This window comes from Gordonia sp. ALPHA1B1, assembly GCF_005502615.1.
Taxonomy (GTDB): Bacteria; Actinomycetota; Actinomycetes; order Mycobacteriales; family Mycobacteriaceae; genus Gordonia; species Gordonia hongkongensis.
This window is the reverse complement of sequence record NZ_SCOC01000005.1, coordinates 85,572-106,559: the sequence shown is the minus strand read 5'-3', so window position 1 is coordinate 106,559 and position 20,988 is coordinate 85,572. Positions and strand designations below refer to the sequence as shown.

The window sequence follows — 20,988 nt, the reverse complement described above, 5'->3', positions numbered from 1 at the left end:
TCAGGCTTTGTCGTACCCCTCCCATACTCTGGCCGCACCGGCCCTCGGTAACAGCCACCACTACCCGCAGGAGTCATCTGTCGTGTCGCCCACCGCCGCCGTCTCGGACACCACTTCAGCCAGCAAGTCGGGTGTGCACCCCGGGCCCTCGGGACACGACCCGGGCGAGCTCGACTACCACGCCCTCAATGCGATGCTCAACCTGTACGACGCCGAGGGCAAGATCCAGTTCGACAAGGATCGCGAAGCCGCGAACCAGTACTTCCTGCAGCACGTCAACCAGAACACGGTCTTCTTCCACGATCTCGACGAGAAGCTCGACTACCTCGTCGAGGAGAACTACTACGAGCCCGAGGTCCTCGCGAAGTACGACCGCGAGTTCGTCAAGAGCCTCTTCGGGCACGCCTACAGCAAGAAGTTCCGTTTCCCGACCTTCCTCGGGGCGTTCAAGTACTACACGAGCTACACGCTCAAGACGTTCGACGGCAAGCGGTACCTGGAGCGTTTCGAGGATCGCGTGTGCATGGTGGCGCTGACCCTGGCCGACGGCGACACGGCCCTCGCGCGCAACCTCACCGACGAGATCATCGACGGCCGGTTCCAGCCGGCGACGCCGACCTTCCTCAACTCCGGCAAGAAGCAGCGCGGCGAACCCGTCTCGTGCTTCCTGCTGCGTATCGAGGACAACATGGAGTCGATCGGCCGGTCGATCAACTCGGCCTTGCAGCTCTCCAAGCGCGGCGGCGGAGTTGCCTTGCTGCTCAGCAACATCCGTGAGCACGGTGCGCCGATCAAGAAGATCGAGAACCAGAGTTCGGGTGTCATCCCGATCATGAAGCTGCTGGAGGACTCCTTCTCCTACGCCAACCAGCTCGGTGCCCGGCAGGGCGCGGGCGCGGTGTACCTGCACGCACACCACCCCGACATCTATCGCTTCCTCGACACCAAGCGCGAGAACGCGGACGAGAAGATCCGTATCAAGACCCTGTCGCTTGGTGTGGTCATCCCGGACATCACGTTCGAGCTGGCCAAGGCCAACGACGACATGTACCTGTTCAGTCCGTACGACGTCGAACGTGTCTACGGCGTACCGTTCGCCGACGTCAACGTGACGGACAAGTATCACGAGATGGTCGAGGACCGTCGCATCCGCAAGACCAAGATCAAGGCGCGCGAGTTCTTCCAGACCCTCGCCGAGCTGCAGTTCGAGTCGGGATACCCGTACATCATGTTCGAGGACACGGTGAACCGGGCCAACCCGATCGACGGCAAGATCACGCACTCCAATCTGTGCTCGGAGATCCTGCAGGTGTCGACGCCGTCGACCTTCAACGACGACCTGTCCTATGCCGAAGTGGGCAAGGACATCTCGTGCAACCTGGGTTCGCTGAACATTGCCAAGACGATGGATTCGCCCGACATCCGCCAGACCATCGAGACCGCGATCCGCGGCCTCACCGCGGTGAGCGACCAGACCACGATCACGTCGGTGCCCTCGATCGAGCACGGCAACAACCAGTCTCACGCCATCGGCCTGGGGCAGATGAACCTGCACGGATACCTGGCGCGTGAGCGGGTCTTCTACGGCAGCGAAGAAGGCATCGACTTCACGAACATCTACTTCTACACGGTGCTCTATCACGCGCTGCGCGCGTCGAACCGGATCGCCGCCGAGCGCGGCCGGGCGTTCACCGGCTTCGAGAAGTCGAAGTACGCGAGCGGTGAGTTCTTCGACAAGTACACCGAGAAGGTGTGGGAGCCGGCGACCCAGAAGGTGCGAGACCTGTTCGGGCAGGCCGGGATTGCCATCCCGACCCAGGACGACTGGCGTGAGCTGAAGGCCGCCGTCCAGCGCGACGGCATCTACAACCAGAACCTGCAGGCCGTCCCGCCGACCGGCTCGATCAGCTACATCAACCACTCGACCAGTTCGATCCACCCGGTCGCCGCCAAGATCGAGATCCGCAAGGAAGGCAAGATCGGCCGCGTCTACTACCCGGCGCCGTACATGACGAACGACAACCTGGAGTACTACCAGGACGCGTACGAGATCGGGTACGAGAAGATCATCGACACCTATGCCGCGGCAACGCAGCATGTCGACCAGGGCCTCAGCCTGACGCTCTTCTTCAAGGACACCGCCACCACGCGCGACGTCAACAAGGCGCAGATCTACGCATGGCGCAAGGGCATCAAGACGCTCTACTACATCCGCCTGCGCCAGATCGCGCTCGAGGGGACCGAGGTGGAAAATTGCGTCAGCTGCATGTTGTGAGGTCGACGGAAAGATGGTAAAAAGCGTTCTCGACTCTGTCAGTTTCGGGCGTTACGATGCCGAGAGTGACGCGAACCTTCTCGACTATTTTCTCCAGACCGGCGCAAGCGAAGAAGCGCTCAGTGGTCTGCAACTAATTGTCGGGCGGAAAGGGTCAGGAAAGACCGCGCTTTTCAAGTACTTGGATAAGGAGCTAGCTGAAGCGGCAATTAGCCTCGACCTGCAGGAGTATGTCTTTGGCGTCCACTATGCGCTAGTCGAAGATGGTGTCCCGACCGAGTTTGCGTACACGGCATCGTGGCGACTCCTCATTGTGATGGCGATGTATGCCCGCATGCGAGACCACATGGATCGCAAGAGCCGTACCGAAGCCGATGAGGTGCTTGTCGGTATTGGCTTCGGATCTGATCGAGGTGCGTTCGCTCAGATGACTGGGTGGTTGCGTAGGCTTCGAAAGCTCGAGTTGCCGTCGATCGACGGCTTCGCAACGATGGGGTCGGTTGAAGTCACGGAACCTGATGCCAGGCTGGTTGACAATGAAACAATTAAAGCAATTCAGCAACTCGAAACGCTTGTTGCCGAGAACTATGAAAATTGCCCGGTTACAGTGCTCATTGATCGCCTTGATGATGCCTGGGATGGTAGTGGCGAAAGCCTGAATCTAATTACCGGCGCGGTTCGTGCGACCCGGCAATTGTCTCTGAGAATGAAATCGCCTAAGTGGCGTCCGGCCGCCGTGATTTGCTTCCTGCGTTCCGATCTTTGGCATGCGATTTCGTTCAACGACAAAAACAAAATGAGCCAAGATATGAAGTTCTTGGAATGGGACCGTGACGAGCTCATTGCGGTTATCGAGCGGCGGATCCAGGCCACAACTGGGGTGCCGCAGGGGCAAGCGTGGGACGCTGTCTTCTCTGACGTCGAAATGCGACAACGAGCTAAGAGTCAGACCTACCTGACAAAGCGGACCCTCGGACGGCCTCGGGATATCATTGCCTTCTGCGACGGAGCGCACCGAGTGGCGAAGCGTCACGGGCACAACCTAATTGAGCCACAAGATATCTATGACTATGAACCAGGTTATAGTCGCCACTTGCTCGATGAGCTCAGGGATGAGATCGAACGTCACGTCTCGGACTTCAATGCGGTCGTCAAGTCTCTGAACGCTCTCGAACGCCGGACCTTCACACGGGACCGGTGGTTCGAGGTCGCTGTCGAGAAGGGGATGAACGAGATGCAGGCTGAAGAAGCGCTGCAAGCGTTGTTTGAAGCTTCGGCTGTGGGTGTCTATCACGCCGGTGGAGCTTCTGGCGGTTCACGATCCGTCTACAGGTACGAGGACCGGTTCATCAGTTCACGCGACGAGTCAATGCTTCAAGTCCACCAAGGCCTCCTGCGAGAGCTCAGGCTGAAGGAGTGACGTCCATGCTCGCGAGGCTCATCGGAAATTACGGAAAGTTGGAAATGCTATGACCTCCACCGAACGCCACAGCCCCGCCGACGGAGCGCCCATCAAGCTGGTCAGCCGGGTCTCGGCGATCAACTGGAACCGTGTGCCCGACGAGAAGGACGCCGAGGTGTGGGATCGCCTCACCGGCAACTTCTGGTTGCCCGAGAAGGTGCCGGTGTCCAACGACATCCCGTCGTGGGGCACGCTCACCGAGTACGAGAAGCAGCTCACCATGCGGGTGTTCACCGGTCTCACCCTGCTCGACACCATCCAGGGCACGGTCGGCGCGGTGTCGCTGATCCCGGACGCCACCACTCCGCACGAGGAGGCGGTGCTCACCAACATCGCCTTCATGGAGTCGGTGCACGCCAAGAGCTACAGCTCGATCTTCTCGACACTGTGCTCCACCAAGGAGATCGACGAGGCGTTCCGCTGGTCGGAGGAGAACGAGCAGCTGCAGCGCAAGGCGCAGATCGTCATGGACTACTACCGTGGCGACGACCCGCTGAAGCGCAAGGTCGCCTCGACGCTGCTCGAGTCGTTCCTGTTCTACTCCGGCTTCTACCTGCCGATGTACTGGTCGAGCCGCGCGAAGCTCACCAACACCGCCGACCTGATCCGCCTCATCATCCGCGACGAAGCGGTGCACGGGTACTACATCGGCTACAAGTATCAGCGCGGACTCGAGGTCGAGACCCCGGAGCGTCGTCAGGAGCTCAAGGACTACACCTTCGAGTTGCTGTTCGAGCTCTACGACAACGAGAGTGACTACACCGAGGCTCTGTACGACGAGGTCGGGCTGAGCGAGGACGTCAAGAAGTTCCTGCGCTACAACGCGAACAAGGCCCTGATGAATCTGGGCTACGAGGCGATGTTCCCGCGCGACGAGACCGACGTGAACCCGGCGATCCTGTCGGCGCTGTCGCCCAACGCCGACGAGAACCACGACTTCTTCTCCGGGTCGGGCAGTTCCTACGTCATCGGCAAGGCCGTCAATACCGAGGACGAGGACTGGGACTTCTAGTCTCGCAGCCGATTCCAATGCTCGGAACCGCGTTCAGCGCGGTTCCGAGCTAAGAATGCGGCTGGCCGAGGATTGCAAATAGCACGTGCGGTAAGCAGGAAGCCGTAAGTACGTTGATGCGTACGGATTGGGTCGCAATGGCAACCCTGTGTAGCGCGACTAGCGACCGCAGGAGAACCTGGTGTGCGCGGACGCACCATAACGGCACCGTGTGGAGAACGTAGTCTCCCGCCGCCGCACCGTCCGCAAGTGGGATGATCCTCGGCAATAGTAAACGCAAGCCGATTCCCACACGAATTGTTAGGCGAGGCGCGGCCTCGCGCTTGCAGTCGCTAGCTGTCTTCAGCAGCCGGCACACGCATCTTTGTCAAAGATTGGAGTACATATGTCTCAGAATCTCTATTTCGCCTCGGGTCATTCAGTCTATTACCCTGACCCGTCGATCGGCCTATCGAGATTTGGAACTACCCCGTCGACGATCGGAAACGTTCTGCGAGAAGCCTATACGTATGCGGGTCTGGATGCAACTGCGTTCGCGTGCGGAGCGTACTTGTCGACCGTGACTCACATGGTATCAGCTCGTCTGCGAGGAGCTCTGGAGGGCTTTGACCGCCCAGAAGGCGAGCGAGTTCCCCGGGTTTATTCGCGGGAGCGCAATTTGTCTCTCATAGTCGCAGCCGGAAACGAGTATGTCGGCTTCGCCGGGAGTTCGAGCAGCGTGAGTACGCGAAGTCGCAAGTCCCTGACGCTCCTTCCCTCAGCCGATCAGCTGTCATCCCAACTCGAGTTCGATCTCGGCATCGAGGGCATCAATCTGCCAAAGACGCAGAATGACAACGAACATCGCGAAGAGGTGTGGTACTTCATGCACCGGTTGCATGGCGGTGTCGTGCACTCTGAGATTTCGCTGGCAAGCTCCATGACGCCCTCTAAATTTCCCAGTGGATGGAAGGTGCGAATCATCCTGCCGCCCTTGACCCTGACTCCAGTCATTATGAGCGAACTGATGGCAGCGTGACGCTACGAATCGCCGGCGGTGAGCCGGTCGTAGAGGTCGCCGAGCTCGTCGATCGCCTCGGCGATGTCGGCGGGCGCGACACCGGTGGCGCGCAACGCCGCCCGTAGTTCGCCGCCGTCGAGCGCGGTCAGCGGGTTCATCCGCGACGGCGACGGCAGCGGAGGCAACGTCGAGGCGGTGCCGTAGTAGTCGTCGACCTGCAGTGAGGTTGCTGACCCACCGTCGTCGGAGGTCCGTGAATCCGGTGGGCGAGAGTCGATCTCGGCCAGCAGTGCTCGCAGGTCGGTGCCCATCACGGTCAGCAGGGTCAACGGGGTGCGGTCGATCTCGGCGGCCACCTCGTAGCAGGTGACGAGAGCATGGATGCACCGCGGCGCCTCGTCGGGGCACGTGCAGTCGGTCTCGACGTCGGCGGACTCCGTAGGCACCAGCAGCTCACCCAGCGCCGGCGGCTGTTCGCCGCGGGTGAGCAGCATGAGTTCATCGACAGCGTTGCGCTCGCGGAGAAGGTTCGCAAGTGTCGGTGTGTCGACGGTGCGGGTGGTCAGGATGACGTCGAACGGCTCGAGCTGGGTGCCCTCCACCGAGGCGGTCACCCGGCCGGCGTCGATCCGCAGGCCGCGCAGATGCCGATCGCGGAAATACCTGCGCGCCTTGGTGATACGACGGCTGTCGGCGACCGATTCGCCGTCGGCACCGCGGCCCTCGACGACATCGACGAAGGCGCGTGACCACGAGGTGAGGCCATAGCCGCGGACCGCAATGGTGCCACGCTCACCGCGTCGTTGCGTGCCCTTCTTGCGCACCGTCATTCGCTGACCGCCTCGTCGCGCAGCCGGAAGAGTTCGAAGAGTTCGTCGTCGGCGAGGTCGGACACCCAGTTCTCGCCGGCCGCGACCGTCAGCCGGGACAGCTCACGTTTCTTGGCGATCATGTCGTCGATGCGCTCCTCGATGGTGCCGACACAGACGAACCGATGCACCGACACCTTCTGGTCCTGGCCGATCCGGTAGGCGCGGTCGGTCGCCTGGTCCTCGACAGCCGGGTTCCACCACCGATCGACATGGATGACGTTGTTGGCCGCGGTCAGGTTGAGCCCGGTGCCGCCGGCCTTCAGCGTCGCCAGCAGGACCGGCGGCCCGTCGTCGGACTGGAAATCGGCGACGAGGCGGTCGCGCTCGGTGCGGCCCAGACCGCCGTGCAGAAGCGGGATCTCACTGCCAAACTCCGCGGACAACCACGACGACAGCATGTCACCGAAGGCGGCGAACTGGGTGAAGACCAATGCGCGGTCGCCCTCCTCGGCGACGGTGGAGACGATGTCGGCCAGCAATTCGACCTTGCCGGAGCGGTGTTCGCCGTCGCGGACGAGGTCGGTGCCATCGGCGAGATAATGCGCGGGGTGATTGCACACCTGCTTGAGGCGGGTCAGTGCGGCCAGCACGTTGCGGCGTCGTAGTGTGCGCTGCTGCTTGTCGCGCAGTGCCGCCATCAGTTCGTCGATCACCGCGCGGTACAGCGCCGCCTGCTCGACGGTGAGGTTGGCCCGGACGGCGAAGTCCGCCTTCTCCGGGAGGTCGGCGGCGATCGCCGGATCGGTCTTCTCGCGGCGCAGGATGAACGGCCGGGTGATCGCCGACAACCGTCGGAGGGCGGCCGGGTCACGATCCCGTTCGATCGGTTCGGCGTAGCGTGCGCGGAACACCGACGCGGACCCGAGCAGGCCGGGGTTGACCAGGTCGATGACGGCGCGGAGATCCTCCAGGCGGTTCTCAACCGGGGTGCCGGTGAGGGCGAGTCGGTGGTCGGCGGGGACCGTCCGAACCGCCTTGGCCGCAATGGTGTTCACGTTCTTGAGGTGCTGGGCCTCGTCTACCACGATCCGATGCCAGGGTCGTGAGGACAGCAACTCGTGGTCGCGCGCCGCGATCGCGAAGGTGGTGACCACGATGTCGACGGACTCGCGGATGCCAGCGAACGCCGCCCCGGACTCGCGGGACGGCCCGTGGTGGATCGCCACACGGAGCGCGGGCGCGAACCGGGCGAACTCCCGCGCCCAGTTGCCCACCAGAGACATTGGGCAGACGACGAGCGTCGGCTTCCGACGATCATCGGCAGGCGACGCGGACGGACCGCTGCGTTCGTGGCATTCCAGAGCGATGACCTGCAGGGTCTTGCCCAGGCCCATGTCGTCGGCCAGCACGCCGCCCACACCGAAAGTCGCCAGATGGGCGAGCCAGTCCAGGCCGCGCTGCTGGTAGGGACGCAGGGTGGCGGTCAACCCCGTCGGTGGCGCGACGGATTCGGGACGAAGGACGCCGGTGTCGGCGACGTCGTCGAGCCAGGAGAGGCCTTCGACCCGTGACACCGGTACGGGTAGACGGTCCGACTCGCCGGTGACGAGGTTGAACAGCTCGCCGAAGTCGCTCGGCGGTTCGGCCGCGGCCAGCGCGCGCTGGGTGGCGACGAACGTGGCTGCCCGGGTCAGCGCGGCGCCCTCGGCGCGCATCCACACCCCGCGCACGCGGACGAGATCGCCCTTCTGGCCGGACAATTCGTCGAGGTCGGCATCGGTGAGCGTGATCGCGTCGGGTTTGTCGCCGAGGGCGAGACGCCACTCGAATTCCCGGATCTCCCGCAGGCCGACCATGGCTGCCGGTGCCCCGCCGCCGGGCGGGGCGAGCGCGCGCAGCGTCAGGCTCGGACGGACCTCGGCGATCGTCCGCGGCAACAGAACCGGTATGCCGACGGCCCCGAGCGCCGCCGCGCCCGTGGCGAAGAGTTCCTCCGCGATCGCGGTCGGCAGCAGGAAGTCGAGGGAGCCCCGATCGGGGTCGGCGCGGCCCAGTTCGGGGAATTCACGGACTGCCGTGGCCAATTCGGTCGTCAGTTCGTCGAGTTCGTGGGCGTCGAGGCGGTGCGGTGCGACGGGTTCGACTTGTCCATCGATGCTCCGACGACAGACCTGAAGTCGCCACCGCGAGGTCTCGGCCACCTCGGAGCGGCTCGGCGGGTCGACGGTGTCGTCGTCCCATGCGTCGGCCCACGGAGCGTCGGCGAGGTCGTCGTACTCGGGTTCGTGCAGCCGGAAGATGAGCGAGCGATCGTCGCGCGGAGTGCCGGCGTTCCACCGCGACCAGCCACCCGCGGCGGCGGCGAGACGTTCCGGTGAGCTGGGCGGGCGGGGTTCGGCGTCGGGGAGCAGTGCCCGCACGATGGGTGACGCGGGCCGTGGTTCACCGAGGCGGACCGCGGAACGAGCGATGGCAGAACGGCATTCGTGGTCGACGAGTTCGGCGAGGAAGTCGTCCAGGGCGGGTGCGGACCCGTTGTGCAGCAGCGCATCCGGCGCGCTTCCCACGACGACGGCATGCCAGCTGCGCCACGTCGGCGTCGCGACGACGACCCAGCGGACCATCCACTCGCCGGCCACCTGCTGAACCGACGGCGCCACGGTGCCCGACCGCACGAAGGCCCGCACACCGTCGAGGAGATATCGATACCAGCGGACATCGCCGGTCACCGCGATCGATCGCGACGCGTCGAAGAGCGTGATCGCCGACGTCATGCCCAACGTCACGGCGCGGACGAAACGTCGGTGGCCGTCGGCGTCGACGACGGGGATCTCGCTGCGGAAGCGACGGCCGTCGAGTAGGTCGTGCAGGGGCGCGGCGAGATCGGACGGGTCCCCGTCGACCCACACCGCCAGGCCGACGCCCGGTCGCCACAGGGCGTGCGGGGGCTCGGCGGGGCTGGGCTTCGGGGCAGAGTCGGTGGCAGGCTGCCCGCTGGACGGCGCATCATGTGGCATGGAGGATCGTCGGCCAGTTTAGCGACGGGCTCCGACACCAGTCGTCGACGGCGGACGGTGCGCGCGACCACCCGACAGTGGTTTGCCCGCTCGAGGAGCCGGGTACCGACGATTGTCGCCCGGCAGACCGGCCGGAACGATCGTAGGAGGTACCGATGGGACAGTCCGAGAGCTCCGCGACCTCGGGGGACAGGGATACCGGCAAGGGTCCGGACACCGAAGTCGAGAAGGATCCGCCCGGCCCGCAGGACCACGGACGCGAGGGCGGGATGGCCACGCGCGAGAACGCCCCCGAAGCGGTCCAGCGTTCCGAGGGCGGCGACTCGTAGGAAGGTCGGGTAACCCGGGTCAGGACACCTCGCGCAGGAGTCCGGTCGCGACGTCGAAGACGAACCCGCGCAACGACGTGGTCTTGGTGACGAACGGGCTGTTCTGGATCCGGGTGATCGATTGGCGGACGTCCTCGTCGAGATCGGCGAACGCCTCCGTCGACCACGCGGGCTTCTGCCCGATCTCGTCTTGGATCTGGCGCTTGAAGTCGTCGTCGGTGAACGTCAGCATGCCGCAGTCGGTGTGGTGGATGAGGATGATCTCGGTGGTGCCGAGCAGTCGCTGACTGATGGCCAGGGAGCGGATCTCGTCGTCGGTCACCACCCCGCCGGCGTTGCGGATCACGTGGGCCTCGCCCTCGTTCAATCCGAGGATGCGGTAGACGTCGAGCCGGGCGTCCATACAGGCCACCACCGCGACGTGCTTGGCCGGCGGCAGGGGCAACGGCCCGGTGAAGGTCTTGGCGTATTCGGCGTTGTTCGCGAGGTATTCGTCGGTGACACTCATGCGCCGATCCTGATGTGTCGACGTCGCCCCGGCGAGGGTTTGGACGTCGGTGATCGGAAGTGGTCGAAACGGCACCCGGCAGATGTAGCGCATCGTTGCGCCTGGGGCAACGATGTGCGACACCTACCGATCGGAGACCGTCAGGAGTTGCCGTCGAGTGAGCCCTTGACGTCGTTGAGGACCAGCCAGGCGGCGGCGAGTCCCGAGGACTCGTACCAGACGTCGTCGTCGACGGCGAGCACACGTTTCCACACGGGTGCGCCCAGGCTGAGCCACTCGTCGCTGAGCAGGACCTCTTCCCCGTGGGCGAGGCCTTCCTCGCCTTCGAAGCTCACATAGATGAGGTCGGCGTCGGCGTCGCGGAAGTTCTCGTCGGTGACGGCGAAGGAGTCGGGCACGCGCTGCGGGCCGGGCCGCTGGACGCCGATGTCCCCGAGCACCTGGCCGGCGAAGGTGTTCATCCCCGCGATGGTCTCGGAGTCGTCGCCGAAGCGCACCAGCGACACCTGGGTGTGCGAGGCGTCCATCCGCCGGCCGGTCTTGGTGGCCTCGGTCGTGTACTCGGCGAGACGCGTCCGACCCGACGCGCTGCGGTTCACGGCGTCGGCGACGGCCTGGAACTGCTCTTGCCAGGTGCCGTCGGCCGGGATGGTGACGGTGCGGACACCGGGGAACGCGCGGGCGGAGTCCGCGGTGTCGGCGGTGGTGAGGACGAGTCCGGCATCGGCGTCGGCGACCGCCGCGGCGTCGGGCGTCGGTCCGATGGCCGGGACCGAGGTCAGCTGGGGACCGAGATACTCGGGCACGGAACCGGGTTCGGCAGCCACCGCGACGACCTCGGGGCCGAGCCCGAGGGCGCACAGCGCGTCGAGGACGGCGGGGTCGGTCACGACGATGCGGTCGACGTCGGCCTCACCCGGATCCGGCGCGGTGGGTGCGAGGCAGGTCTTCGCGTAATCACGGTCCGCCGAGACGATGTTCACCTCCGCCACCCGTGTCGTCACGGTGGAGATGGGGGAGCCGTCCGGAGTCGTCAGCGGTTCCTCGCCCGAACAGGAGGCCAGCGCGACCACGGTCAACCCGATCGTGGTCGCCAGGCCAATGCGTCGGACGAGTGAGCGCCGGGTCTCGCCGGTGGCTGCCTCGACACTTCTGGCGGCCTCGTTCGCGACCGTGACCCTCCGTTGCACCCGCCCAACCTAGCACCGGTCCCGAGGCACCCGGCGTAGGCTCGGATGCGCACTCCCGGGCGCCGGACGCCGGCAATCTGAGGGGTGCTCCGAGAGCCTGGCGCGTCGTCGAAGAAACCGCCGATGAGCACTGCCGATCCGGTGGCTCCGACATCGAATACGACAGATCGTAGGACCCGCTCGGCCCGGGCACCGGTGAGGGTTTAGGATCAGTAACCAGCGCTCGGTTTGTTCATGTGCCGACCGACGGCCGAAGGGGTTCGGCGTCGGGTTCGGGCAAGAGGAGGATCTGTGACCGCGGTAGACCAACCCACCACGCAAGTGGCTCCAGTGCGTCCGTTCCCGGAGCGCTATCAGCCCAAGGGTTCGTTCATCTACAAGCTGTTGACGACGACCGATCACAAGTTGATCGGCATGATGTACATCACCGCCTGCTTCGCGTTCTTCCTCATCGGCGGCCTCATGGCCCTGCTGATGCGTGGCGAGCTCGCGATGCCGGGCATGCAGTTCCTGTCCACCGAGCAGTTCAACCAGCTCTTCACGATGCACGGCACCGTGATGCTGCTGATGTACGCGACGCCGATCGTGATCGGCTTCGCCAACTTCGTGTTGCCGCTGCAGATCGGTTCGCCCGACGTCGCCTTCCCGCGACTCAACGCACTCGGCTTCTGGCTGTTCGTCTTCGGTTCGACCATCGCCGTCGCCGGCTTCATCACGCCCGGTGGCGCCGCCGACTTCGGCTGGACCGCGTACACGCCGCTGACCGACGCCGTGCACAGCCCCGGCATCGGCGCCGACCTGTGGATCATGGGTCTGGCCGTCTCGGGTCTCGGCACCATCCTCGGTGGCGTCAACATGGTCACCACTGTGATCTGTCTCCGCGCACCCGGCATGACGATGTTCCGCATGCCGATCTTCACTTGGAACATCCTGGTGACCAGCGTGCTGATCCTCCTCATCTTCCCGCTGCTGACCGCGGCGCTGATGGGTCTCGAGGTCGACCGCCAGTTCGGTGCCCACATCTACGACCCGGCCAACGGCGGCGTCATCCTGTGGCAGCACCTGTTCTGGTTCTTCGGACATCCCGAGGTGTACGTCATCGCCCTGCCGTTCTTCGGCATCGTGTCCGAGGTCTTCCCGGTCTTCTCGCGGAAGCCGATCTTCGGCTACTCCGGTCTGATCTACGCCACGCTCGCCATCGCCGCCCTGTCGGCCGCGGTGTGGGCCCACCACATGTACGTCACCGGCGCCGTGCTGCTCCCGTTCTTCGCCTTCATGACGTTCCTGATCGCGGTGCCCACCGGCGTGAAGTTCTTCAACTGGATCGGCACGATGTGGCGCGGTCACATCACGTTCGAATCCCCGATGCTGTTCTCGGTCGGCTTCATCGTGACGTTCCTCTTCGGTGGTCTGACCGGTGTGCTGCTCGCGAGCCCGCCGCTGGACTTCCACCTGTCCGACAGCTACTTCGTCGTCGCGCACTTCCACTACGTGCTCTTCGGCACCATCGTGTTCGCCACCTACGCCGGCATCTACTTCTGGTTCCCGAAGATGACCGGGCGCATGCTCGACGAGCGACTCGGCAAGATCCACTTCTGGCTGACGTTCATCGGCTTCCACATGACCTTCCTGGTGCAGCACTGGCTGGGCAACGAGGGCATGCCGCGTCGCTACGCCGACTACCTCCCGTCGGACGGCTTCACGACGCTGAACATGATCTCGACCGTGGGCGCGTTCATCCTCGGCCTGTCGACCCTGCCGTTCCTGTGGAACGTCTTCCGCAGCTACCGCTACGGCGAGGTCGTGACCGTCGACGACCCGTGGGGCTTCGGCAACTCGCTCGAGTGGGCCACCTCCTGCCCGCCGCCGCGCCACAACTTCACCGAGCTGCCCCGCATCCGGTCGGAGCGCCCGGCGTTCGAGCTGCACTACCCGCACATGATCGACCGCATGCGTGCCGAGGCACACGTCGGCCCGGGTCACGCCGCGGGCAAGGACCGTCAGATGGAAGAGGCTCGTCGCGAGCCGTTCACCGTGGGAACGCACGAGGGATCCCCGGATCCCGACCCGCGCTGACCCGGTGAGCAAGGACTCGACAGCCAGTTCCGGTACGACCGTCCTGGTCACTGTCACCGGTCCCGACCGGCCAGGTGTCACCTCTGTTCTCATGGGTGCCCTGGCCGGTCAGGCCGTTGCACTGCTCGACGTCGAGCAGGTGGTCATCCGCGGACAGCTGACCCTCGGAGTGCTGGTGTCCTCCACCGGCGACCCCGAGGCGCTGCAGGAAGTCGTCGAACAGGCGATGGCGTCCATCGGTTTCGACGTCCGGGTGGAGATCGGGGTCGATCCCGGTAGCCGTTCGCCGTCGTCGCATGCCGTCGTCATCCTCGGCAGCCCGGTCACCGCCACCGCGTTCAGCGCCGTCGCGGCGAAGCTGGCGAGCCAGGGCGGCAACATCGACTCGATCCGCGGGATCGCCGACTACCCGCTCACCGGCCTCGAACTCATGGTCAGCGTTGCCGGCCGGGGCGGTGTCGCCGCCGACGCCGCCCTCCGCAAAGGCCTCGCCGAGGTGGCCGCGAAGCATGCGGTGGACATCGCCGTGGAGCGCGGCGGACTCGCTCGGCGCGCCAAGCGCCTGATCGTCTTCGACGTCGACTCGACCCTCATCCAGGGCGAGGTGATCGAGATGCTCGCCGCGCACGCGGGCCGCGAAGCCGAGGTCGCCGCGGTGACCGAGGCGGCGATGCGAGGTGAACTCGACTTCGCGCAGTCCCTCCACGAACGCGTCAAGGCCCTGGCCGGACTCGACGCAAGTGTTCTCGACGATGTCGCCAAGTCACTCGAACTGACCCCCGGTGCCCGGACGACGATCCGTACGCTGCACCGCCTCGGATTCCACTGCGGTCTCGTGTCCGGCGGTTTCCGTCAGGTCATCGACGGACTCGCGCACGAACTCGAACTCGACTTCGTCCGGGCCAACACCCTGGAGATCGTCGACGGGAAGCTCACCGGCCGGGTCGTCGGCGAGGTCGTCGACCGGATGGGCAAGGCGCACGCGCTGCGGTCGTTCGCCGATCAGGTCGGGGTGCCGATGGAGCAGACGATCGCGGTGGGCGACGGCGCCAACGACATCGACATGCTCAGCGTCGCCGGGCTGGGAATCGCCTTCAACGCGAAGCCTGCGCTGCGCGAGGTCGCCGACGCCACGCTGAATCACCCGTTTCTCGACGGGGTCCTGTTCATCCTGGGCGTCTCCCGCGACGAGATCGAGGCGGCCGACGCCGCCGACGGCGTCTATCGCCGGGTACCCCTGGGCTGACCTCGCACCGCTCCATGGAATCCGAGCGCACGGTCTCTCCGCAGGTCGATCCGGAAGCGATCGCGGCCGATCATCGGCGGCTGGTCGCCTACGTCGGAGGCGGCGACGACCCGTCGGACCCCGCCGACGTCCTGGCGATGGCGATGGTGCTCCGCATCGAGAAGAACGATCCGCCCGACCGCACCGAACTGCTGACCGCGGCGGCGCGAGCGGTGGCGTTATTGTGCCTCGACGAACGAAGTGCGGGCGACGGTCCGTGGTCGGCGGCGATGGACGCCTGGTGCGACGCACGAATCCGGAAGATCGCCCGACGCGCGCGTGGCGCGCAATGGGCTGCCGCGCAGGAGGTCTGGGGTGTGACCGCGACCGAGGGCGGGGCGTCGGCACGGGCGTTCGTGCCCGGCCGCGTCGGTGACCTCGACCGGCGTGTGGCGAAGCTGCAGATCGGTGGGACCGAGGTCGAGGGAAAGCTGCCCGAGCAGTCGCCTGTGTCCGGCGTCGTGCTGTGGACCAATCCCGACCTGCCGATGACAGTCGGCAAACTGGCCGCGCAGGTCGGTCACGCGTCGATGCTGGCGGCCAAGCTCCTCACCACGGACGACGCGATCGAGTGGCGTCGGGACGACTGCCCGCTCGCGGTCCGTCAGGCCACGCCCGGGCGGTGGCGAGAACTGCTCTCCGCCGATGCCGCCGGGAGGGCGGTGGCCGTTCGAGACGCCGGGTTCACCGAGATCGCGCCCGGTTCGGTGACCGTCATCGCCGAGGTCATCCGGGCCCAGGAGGACACGTGAGCGCTGCGGTACCGCCGGAATGGGTGAAAGCTCTTGATCTGCAACCCCATCCGGAAGGCGGCTGGTTCCGGGAGACGTGGCGGAGCGACGTCGTCGTGCCGTCGGCGTCGCTTGCCGACGGCTATACCGGCGACCGTGCCGCCGGCACGGCGATCTACTTCGTCCTCATGCCGGGCGACGAGTCGGCGTGGCACACGGTACGCGGCGCCGAACTGTGGCTGCACCATCGAGGAGCGCCGGTCGAACTCGATCTCGGCGGGGACGCCGATGTCCCCGGTGACCCGACGACAGTTCTCGTCGGACCCGACATCGAGGCCGGTCACCGACCCCAGGCGCTCGTGCCGCCGGGCGTGTGGCAGCGTGCACGGCCCGCCGGGGACGAGCCGTCACTAGTCAGCTGTATCGTCGTGCCCGGGTTCGACTTCGAGGACTTCCGGCTGGCCTGACGGTCTGCCCTCGGATCTCGGTCAGCCGGCGGCGACCGGTGAGTTCACCGGCGCGAGGTGGCCGAAGGTGCCCAGCCACACGTCACGATCGGGCGCCAGCGACGCGACGATCAGCTCGTCTGCGTCGGCGTGCCCGGCGAACCACGAGAGGTAGTCGCGCACCTCGCCCGGCGTCCCGACACCCGAGTACGTCAGCATCTCGTCGATCTGGCGTCCCTGCGGCATCGAGAGGATGGCGTCGGCTTCCTCGTCGGTGAAGGTCCGGCCGCGGCCGTAGAGCAGCGACACGCGTTGACGTTTCGCGATCTGCAGCTGCGCCTGCGCACGGTCGGCGTCCTCGTCGGCGATCGCTCCGACACCCGCGATGACGTAGGGCTCGGCGAGGACCTCCGACGGCCGGAACTCGCGGCGGTACAACGCCACGGCCTCGGTGAGCGCCTGCGGCGCGAAGTGGGAGGCGAAGGCGTACGGAAGTCCGAGGGCCGCGGCGAGCTGCGCGCCGAACAGCGACGAGCCGAGGATGTAGAGCGGCACGTGGGTGCCCGCGCCCGGGGTCGCGCGAACGCCTTCGACACGCGACTCGTCGCCGAGGAAGGCCTGCAACTCCAGGACGTCGTGCGGGAACCGCTCCGCGGAGGCGTGGGTGCGGCGCAGGGCCGCGAAGGTCTGCTGATCGCTGCCGGGCGCGCGCCCGAGCCCGAGGTCGATGCGCCCGGGATGGAGTTCGGCGAGGGTGCCGAACTGCTCGGCGATGGTCAGCGGGGAATGGTTCGGCAGCATCACGCCGCCGGCGCCGAGACGGATGGTCGAGGTGTGCGCGGCGATGTGTGCGATGAGCACCGCCGGCGCCGACGACGCGATGGCCGACATGTTGTGGTGCTCGGCGTACCAGATCCGGCGGTAGCCCCACTTCTCCGCGTTCTGTGCGAGATCGACACTGGCGGACAGGCTTTGCGCGGCAGTCTCGTCACGACCGATCTGCGCGAGATCCAGGATCGACAAGGGGAGGTTCGAAGGGGTCACGACGATGTTCAATGCGGCCGACGCCCCGGACTATTCCCGCCGTCCGGTCTGCCGTGAGTCGAACGGGTCGACCATTCCCTCGTGGTGCAGGATGGGGGAGTGACCGAATCCGATCCCGACCTCTTGATCGATTTTCGCGACGTCGCCGTCGTTCGAGGCGGCAAGACTCTCGTCGGCCCGCTGTCGTGGCAGGTGGAACTGGACGAACGCTGGGTGATCATCGGACCCAACGGCGCGGGCAAGACGACACTGATCCGACTGGCCGGGGCGGAGATCCACCCGACGTCGGGCACCGCCTTCGTGCTCAACGAGAAGCTCGGCCGGGTCGAGATCCGCGAGCTGTCGACCCGGATCGGGGTCTCGAGCCCGTCGCTGGTCGATCGAGTGCCGCCGGAGGAGATCGTCAGCGACGTCGTCATCTCGGCGGGATATGCGGTCCTGGGGCGGTGGCGCGAGAGCTACGACGCCATGGACCGTGCGCAGGCCGTCGAATCGCTGGAATCGATGGGCGCCGAGCACCTCGCGGACCGTCGCTTCGGCACGCTGTCCGAGGGCGAGCGCAAGCGTGTCGTGATCTCGCGCGCGCTGATGACCGACCCCGAACTGCTCTTGCTCGACGAACCGGCCGCCGGGCTCGACCTGGGTGGCCGCGAAGAACTCGTCGATCGTCTCGCGCGTCTGGCCGCCGACCCCGACGCCCCGGCCATCGTGCTGATCACCCACCACGTCGAGGAGATCCCCGAAGGTTTCACACATGCGATGATCCTGTCCGAGGGTGGCGTGGTGGCCCAGGGGCTGCTCGAGGAGGTACTCACGAGTGAGAACCTCACCGCCGCCTTCCGCCAGCAGATCGTTCTGGACAAAGTCGACGGCCGGTACTTCGCGCGGCGCCGGCGCCGTGCGGGTGGCCACCGTCGAGCAGCAGGAGGTAACTGAATGACGTCGACACAGCAGCAGGGCCCGGACATCGTGTCCGCACCGTTGCGGGATGCCGCGACCGTCGTGCTCGTCCGCGACGCTGCCGACGGCATCGAGGTCTTCCTGCAACGCCGCGTCAAGCAGATGGCCTTCGCGGGGGGAATGACGGTGTTCCCGGGCGGCGGCGTCGACAAGCGGGACGCCGACGCCGACCTGGCGTGGACGGGTCCCGAGGCCACCTGGTGGGCCGGGCAATTCGGCAGCGACGCCGAGATCGCCCAGGCCCTGGTGTGCGCGGCCGTCCGCGAGACGTTCGAAGAGTGCGGCGTCCTGCTCGCGACCGATGCCGACGGCGCCTTCGCCGACCCGGAGGGACTGGCCGAGGATCGGCAACGCCTCGTCGAGAAGTCGTTGTCGTTCGCGCAGTTCCTCACCGCGCGCGGACTGACGCTGCGTGCCGATCTGCTGCGTCCGCTCGCGCACTGGATCACCCCGGTGAACGAGAAGCGACGCTACGACACCCGGTTCTTCCTGGCCGCGATGCCCGACGGACAGCACGCCGACGCCGAGACCACCGAAGCCGAGGTCGCCCGGTGGGTGAACGCCCGGGTCGCGATCGATTCCTGGGCCGCGGGCCAGCACTTCCTCATGCCGCCCACGTGGTCGCAGCTCAACTACGTCTCGCAGTTCTCGACCATCGACGAACTGCTCGACGCCGAGCGTGTCATCGAACCGATCCTGCCGAACGTGACACCCGGCGCCGGGCTGGCCGGCCTCGGTTTCCCCGGCTCCGACGAGTACTTCCGGACTCTCGGCGATCAGCAGCCGCCCGAGATCACGCTCTGACCGGACGCGCTGTCAGGTTGAGGGCGCCAGTGCCCCGGCGGCGTTCGTCCGTCCGCCGAACAGCATGACGATGTCGCGGATCGGCGCCTCGACGACCGCGCCCGTCCCGGCCGCGAAGTCGCTGTCGGTGGCCACGTAGCGTCGTCCCTCGTTTCGGCGACGTGCGTGGAACGGGAAACCCGTCGACCACAGGTAGTCTGCGCACGCCGTCGCGGCGTCGGTCGGCATCGGCCGGTCGAGTCCGAGCGGGACCGCGATGTCCTGCCCGTGCAGGAGCGAATCCAGCAGCGGCGCCATGGGAGTCGTCCCGATCGGATGCCGACGCGAACCGACCATGGCGCGCAACTTCGAGGCGGCCTGATCCGCCGTGGTGTCGTCGCGCAGCGCGAGTTCGCGGATCATCGTGTTGAACCGGAATCCGTATCGGCACGCGGCGATCATCGCTCGTGCCGGTGAGGTGTGGGAGTGGGTGAGGTGGACCGCGACGTCGCGCACCGTCCACGCGTCGCACAGCGACGGGGTGGCGAGTTGCTCGGGCGTGAGGGTCTCGATCAGTCCGGCGAGTTCGAGTCGTTGCTCGTCGATGCGTTGCCAGATGAGGTCGGTGTGAATCACCCTAGGTTTTGTGCCGCCTCCAATGTGGGCTGGTCCTCGGGGCCGAGGCCAGCGTAGTGAAGCGTTTCGAGCTCGGTCGGGGGGATCTGGCCGATACTCGAGTGCAGCCTGCTGTTGTTGTACCAGTCGACCCAACCAGCGGTCGCGAACTCGACGTCGGAGACTGTCTTGTACGGACCGGAGTGGAAGATCGTGGTCCGGATGCACTCGGTCTTGTACAAGCCGTTCACCGACTCGGCCAGCGCGTTGTCGTAGGCGTCCCCGACCGTTCCGATCGACGCGGCGATGTCTTCGAGTCGCAGACGTTCAGTCAGTGTAACCGATGTGTACTGACTTCCCGCATCCGAATGATGAATCAGCTCAGCAGCTTTCACCGGATGCCCTTCCCGCTTGCGCTGCCACAGCGCCATCCGAAGCGGGACCGTCACCAGCTCGACTGTCTTCGATGTCGATGCGTGCCACGCCACGATTCGACGGGAGAACACGTCGATGATGAACACCACGTACACCCACCCAGCCCAGGTCCGGCAGTAGGTGAAATCGGTCACCCAGACCCGGTTCGGTTCGGCGGCACTGAACTGTCGGTTCAGCAAATCCTCCGCGCGTACACCGTCAGCGGAGCGGACGGTCGTGCGGACCCCTTTGGATCTTCGAATTCCGTTGTGGCCTAGCATTTTCATTGCTCGATCAACAGCACCATACGACACCCCCGGCAGCATTGTGCGGTGCAGATGGGCGCGCATCTTCACCCGCCCGTAGAGGCCCTCGGGAGTCATCTTCCGTCGGCCGTCGTCATCGGTGCGCCAGACGACATTGCGCACCGCATCGACGACGTGAGCGTCGGAGACGGTACGAGCAGCAGGCATTCGTGTTCGCCATGCCCGGTAGGTTCGTGCGGCAACCATGCAGCCCTGCTCACGCAGGACCCGGCAGATCGACTCGACCGCAAAACCGTTGCTGCGCATCTGATCTATGAACGCCACGATCATCGGTTGCGGGGGTCGAGTTCCCCCGCGAAGAAAGTCGTCGCTGCTTTCAGAATGGCAACGTCTTCTCGCAGCTGCTTGTTCTCCGCCTTGAGGTGCTTGATCTCGGCGGACTCCTTCGAGGTGGTCCCGGAGCGGGCGCCGGCATCGACTTGGGCCTGCACGGCCCAGCGGCGTACCGTCTCCCCGCCGACACCGACTTGCTTGGCGATCGCTTCGGCAGCGGCAGTCAACGACGTGTACTCGCCGCCGTGGGCCTCCAGCAGCCGCAAGGCCCTCGAACGGACCTCTGGGTCGATTTTCTTAGGCATGTGCTCATCCTTCCTGACTCAGAAGGAAGCGGCATCAAACCTGGGGTGATTCAGTGTCCATCGGTCGCTCCCGCCGCACAGATAGTCAGGTTCCCTGACTGATATTAGTCAGGGTTTCGTACTAA

The 20,988-nt window shown here is 65.8% G+C and carries 18 protein-coding genes; 11 read left to right on the top strand and 7 right to left on the bottom strand.

Annotation, left to right across the window (positions count from 1 at the left end; translation table 11 throughout):
- Window positions 1–82 precede the first annotated feature (82 nt).
- From nrdE to FFS52_RS04915, 4 genes are all read left to right on the top strand, one after another.
- Window positions 83–2,275, top strand: coding sequence for a class 1b ribonucleoside-diphosphate reductase subunit alpha (nrdE, locus tag FFS52_RS04930; protein WP_137809024.1), 2,193 nt, complete (start codon window positions 83–85; stop codon window positions 2,273–2,275).
- 13 nt (window positions 2,276–2,288) lie between these two features.
- Window positions 2,289–3,695, top strand: coding sequence for a hypothetical protein (locus FFS52_RS04925; protein WP_137809023.1), 1,407 nt, complete (start codon window positions 2,289–2,291; stop codon window positions 3,693–3,695).
- 49 nt (window positions 3,696–3,744) lie between these two features.
- The gene (gene nrdF, locus FFS52_RS04920) at window positions 3,745–4,749 is read left to right on the top strand and encodes a class 1b ribonucleoside-diphosphate reductase subunit beta (protein WP_068970712.1); all 1,005 of its coding nucleotides are present in this window, start codon (window positions 3,745–3,747) and stop codon (window positions 4,747–4,749) included.
- Window positions 4,750–5,467: 718 nt separating this feature from the next.
- Entirely contained in the window at window positions 5,468–5,767 is a 300-nt protein-coding gene (locus tag FFS52_RS04915; RefSeq protein WP_137809022.1) for a hypothetical protein, read from the top strand.
- 2 nt (window positions 5,768–5,769) lie between these two features.
- On the opposite strand, the gene FFS52_RS04910 is transcribed toward FFS52_RS04915, so the two are convergent.
- Window positions 5,770–6,579 (bottom strand): hypothetical protein, encoded by an 810-nt coding sequence (locus FFS52_RS04910; RefSeq protein ID WP_078112940.1) that lies wholly within the window; start codon window positions 6,577–6,579, stop codon window positions 5,770–5,772.
- Window positions 6,576–9,578: a DEAD/DEAH box helicase gene (locus FFS52_RS04905; RefSeq protein ID WP_249357857.1), complete on the bottom strand. Its 3,003-nt coding sequence runs from the start codon at window positions 9,576–9,578 to the stop codon at window positions 6,576–6,578. The genes FFS52_RS04910 and FFS52_RS04905 overlap by 4 nt, the downstream gene beginning before the upstream one ends.
- Before the next feature lie 155 nt (window positions 9,579–9,733).
- On the opposite strand from FFS52_RS04905, the gene FFS52_RS23620 reads away from it, so the two are divergent.
- Window positions 9,734–9,907 (top strand): hypothetical protein, encoded by a 174-nt coding sequence (locus FFS52_RS23620; protein ID WP_091344398.1) that lies wholly within the window; start codon window positions 9,734–9,736, stop codon window positions 9,905–9,907.
- Window positions 9,908–9,926: 19 nt separating this feature from the next.
- On the opposite strand, the gene FFS52_RS04900 is transcribed toward FFS52_RS23620, so the two are convergent.
- Together FFS52_RS04900 and FFS52_RS04895 are read right to left on the bottom strand one after the other, a co-directional pair.
- Window positions 9,927–10,415, bottom strand: coding sequence for a carbonic anhydrase (locus tag FFS52_RS04900; protein ID WP_137809021.1), 489 nt, complete (start codon window positions 10,413–10,415; stop codon window positions 9,927–9,929).
- Window positions 10,416–10,555: 140 nt separating this feature from the next.
- A complete protein-coding gene (locus FFS52_RS04895) occupies window positions 10,556–11,605 on the bottom strand; it encodes an ABC transporter substrate-binding protein (RefSeq protein WP_171011553.1) in 1,050 nt (349 codons plus the stop codon).
- Between the two features lie 291 nt (window positions 11,606–11,896).
- Here FFS52_RS04895 and ctaD point away from each other — a divergent pair, with 291 nt between their 5' ends.
- The 4 genes from ctaD to FFS52_RS04875 are packed head-to-tail and all read left to right on the top strand — an operon-like array spanning window position 11,897 to window position 16,164.
- Window positions 11,897–13,681 (top strand): cytochrome c oxidase subunit I, encoded by a 1,785-nt coding sequence (gene ctaD, locus FFS52_RS04890; RefSeq protein WP_065632663.1) that lies wholly within the window; start codon window positions 11,897–11,899, stop codon window positions 13,679–13,681.
- 4 nt (window positions 13,682–13,685) lie between these two features.
- Window positions 13,686–14,927, top strand: a complete 1,242-nt coding sequence (gene serB, locus FFS52_RS04885) for a phosphoserine phosphatase SerB (protein ID WP_058252179.1) — start codon at window positions 13,686–13,688, stop codon at window positions 14,925–14,927.
- A gap of 14 nt (window positions 14,928–14,941) precedes the next feature.
- Window positions 14,942–15,718: an aminoacyl-tRNA hydrolase gene (locus FFS52_RS04880; RefSeq protein WP_137809020.1), complete on the top strand. Its 777-nt coding sequence runs from the start codon at window positions 14,942–14,944 to the stop codon at window positions 15,716–15,718.
- Window positions 15,715–16,164, top strand: coding sequence for a cupin domain-containing protein (locus tag FFS52_RS04875; protein ID WP_137809019.1), 450 nt, complete (start codon window positions 15,715–15,717; stop codon window positions 16,162–16,164). The genes FFS52_RS04880 and FFS52_RS04875 overlap by 4 nt, the downstream gene beginning before the upstream one ends.
- 21 nt (window positions 16,165–16,185) lie before the next feature.
- Here FFS52_RS04875 and FFS52_RS04870 read toward each other — a convergent pair whose 3' ends face one another.
- Window positions 16,186–17,187: an LLM class flavin-dependent oxidoreductase gene (locus tag FFS52_RS04870; RefSeq protein ID WP_058252200.1), complete on the bottom strand. Its 1,002-nt coding sequence runs from the start codon at window positions 17,185–17,187 to the stop codon at window positions 16,186–16,188.
- 99 nt (window positions 17,188–17,286) lie between these two features.
- Here FFS52_RS04870 and FFS52_RS04865 point away from each other — a divergent pair, with 99 nt between their 5' ends.
- Window positions 17,287–18,123, top strand: coding sequence for an ABC transporter ATP-binding protein (locus FFS52_RS04865; RefSeq protein WP_058252176.1), 837 nt, complete (start codon window positions 17,287–17,289; stop codon window positions 18,121–18,123).
- Window positions 18,124–18,951, top strand: coding sequence for an NUDIX domain-containing protein (locus FFS52_RS04860; protein ID WP_137809018.1), 828 nt, complete (start codon window positions 18,124–18,126; stop codon window positions 18,949–18,951).
- A gap of 12 nt (window positions 18,952–18,963) precedes the next feature.
- On the opposite strand, the gene FFS52_RS04855 is transcribed toward FFS52_RS04860, so the two are convergent.
- Window positions 18,964–19,563, bottom strand: coding sequence for a maleylpyruvate isomerase family mycothiol-dependent enzyme (locus FFS52_RS04855; RefSeq protein WP_137809061.1), 600 nt, complete (start codon window positions 19,561–19,563; stop codon window positions 18,964–18,966).
- A protein-coding gene (locus FFS52_RS04850) for an IS3 family transposase (protein ID WP_137809017.1) occupies window positions 19,563–20,863 on the bottom strand; the annotation gives its coding sequence in 2 pieces (ribosomal slippage) (window positions 19,563–20,590 and window positions 20,590–20,863; 1,302 coding nt in all). Before FFS52_RS04850 ends, FFS52_RS04855 begins: the two co-directional genes overlap by 1 nt.
- Between the last annotated feature and the right edge of the window lie 125 nt (window positions 20,864–20,988).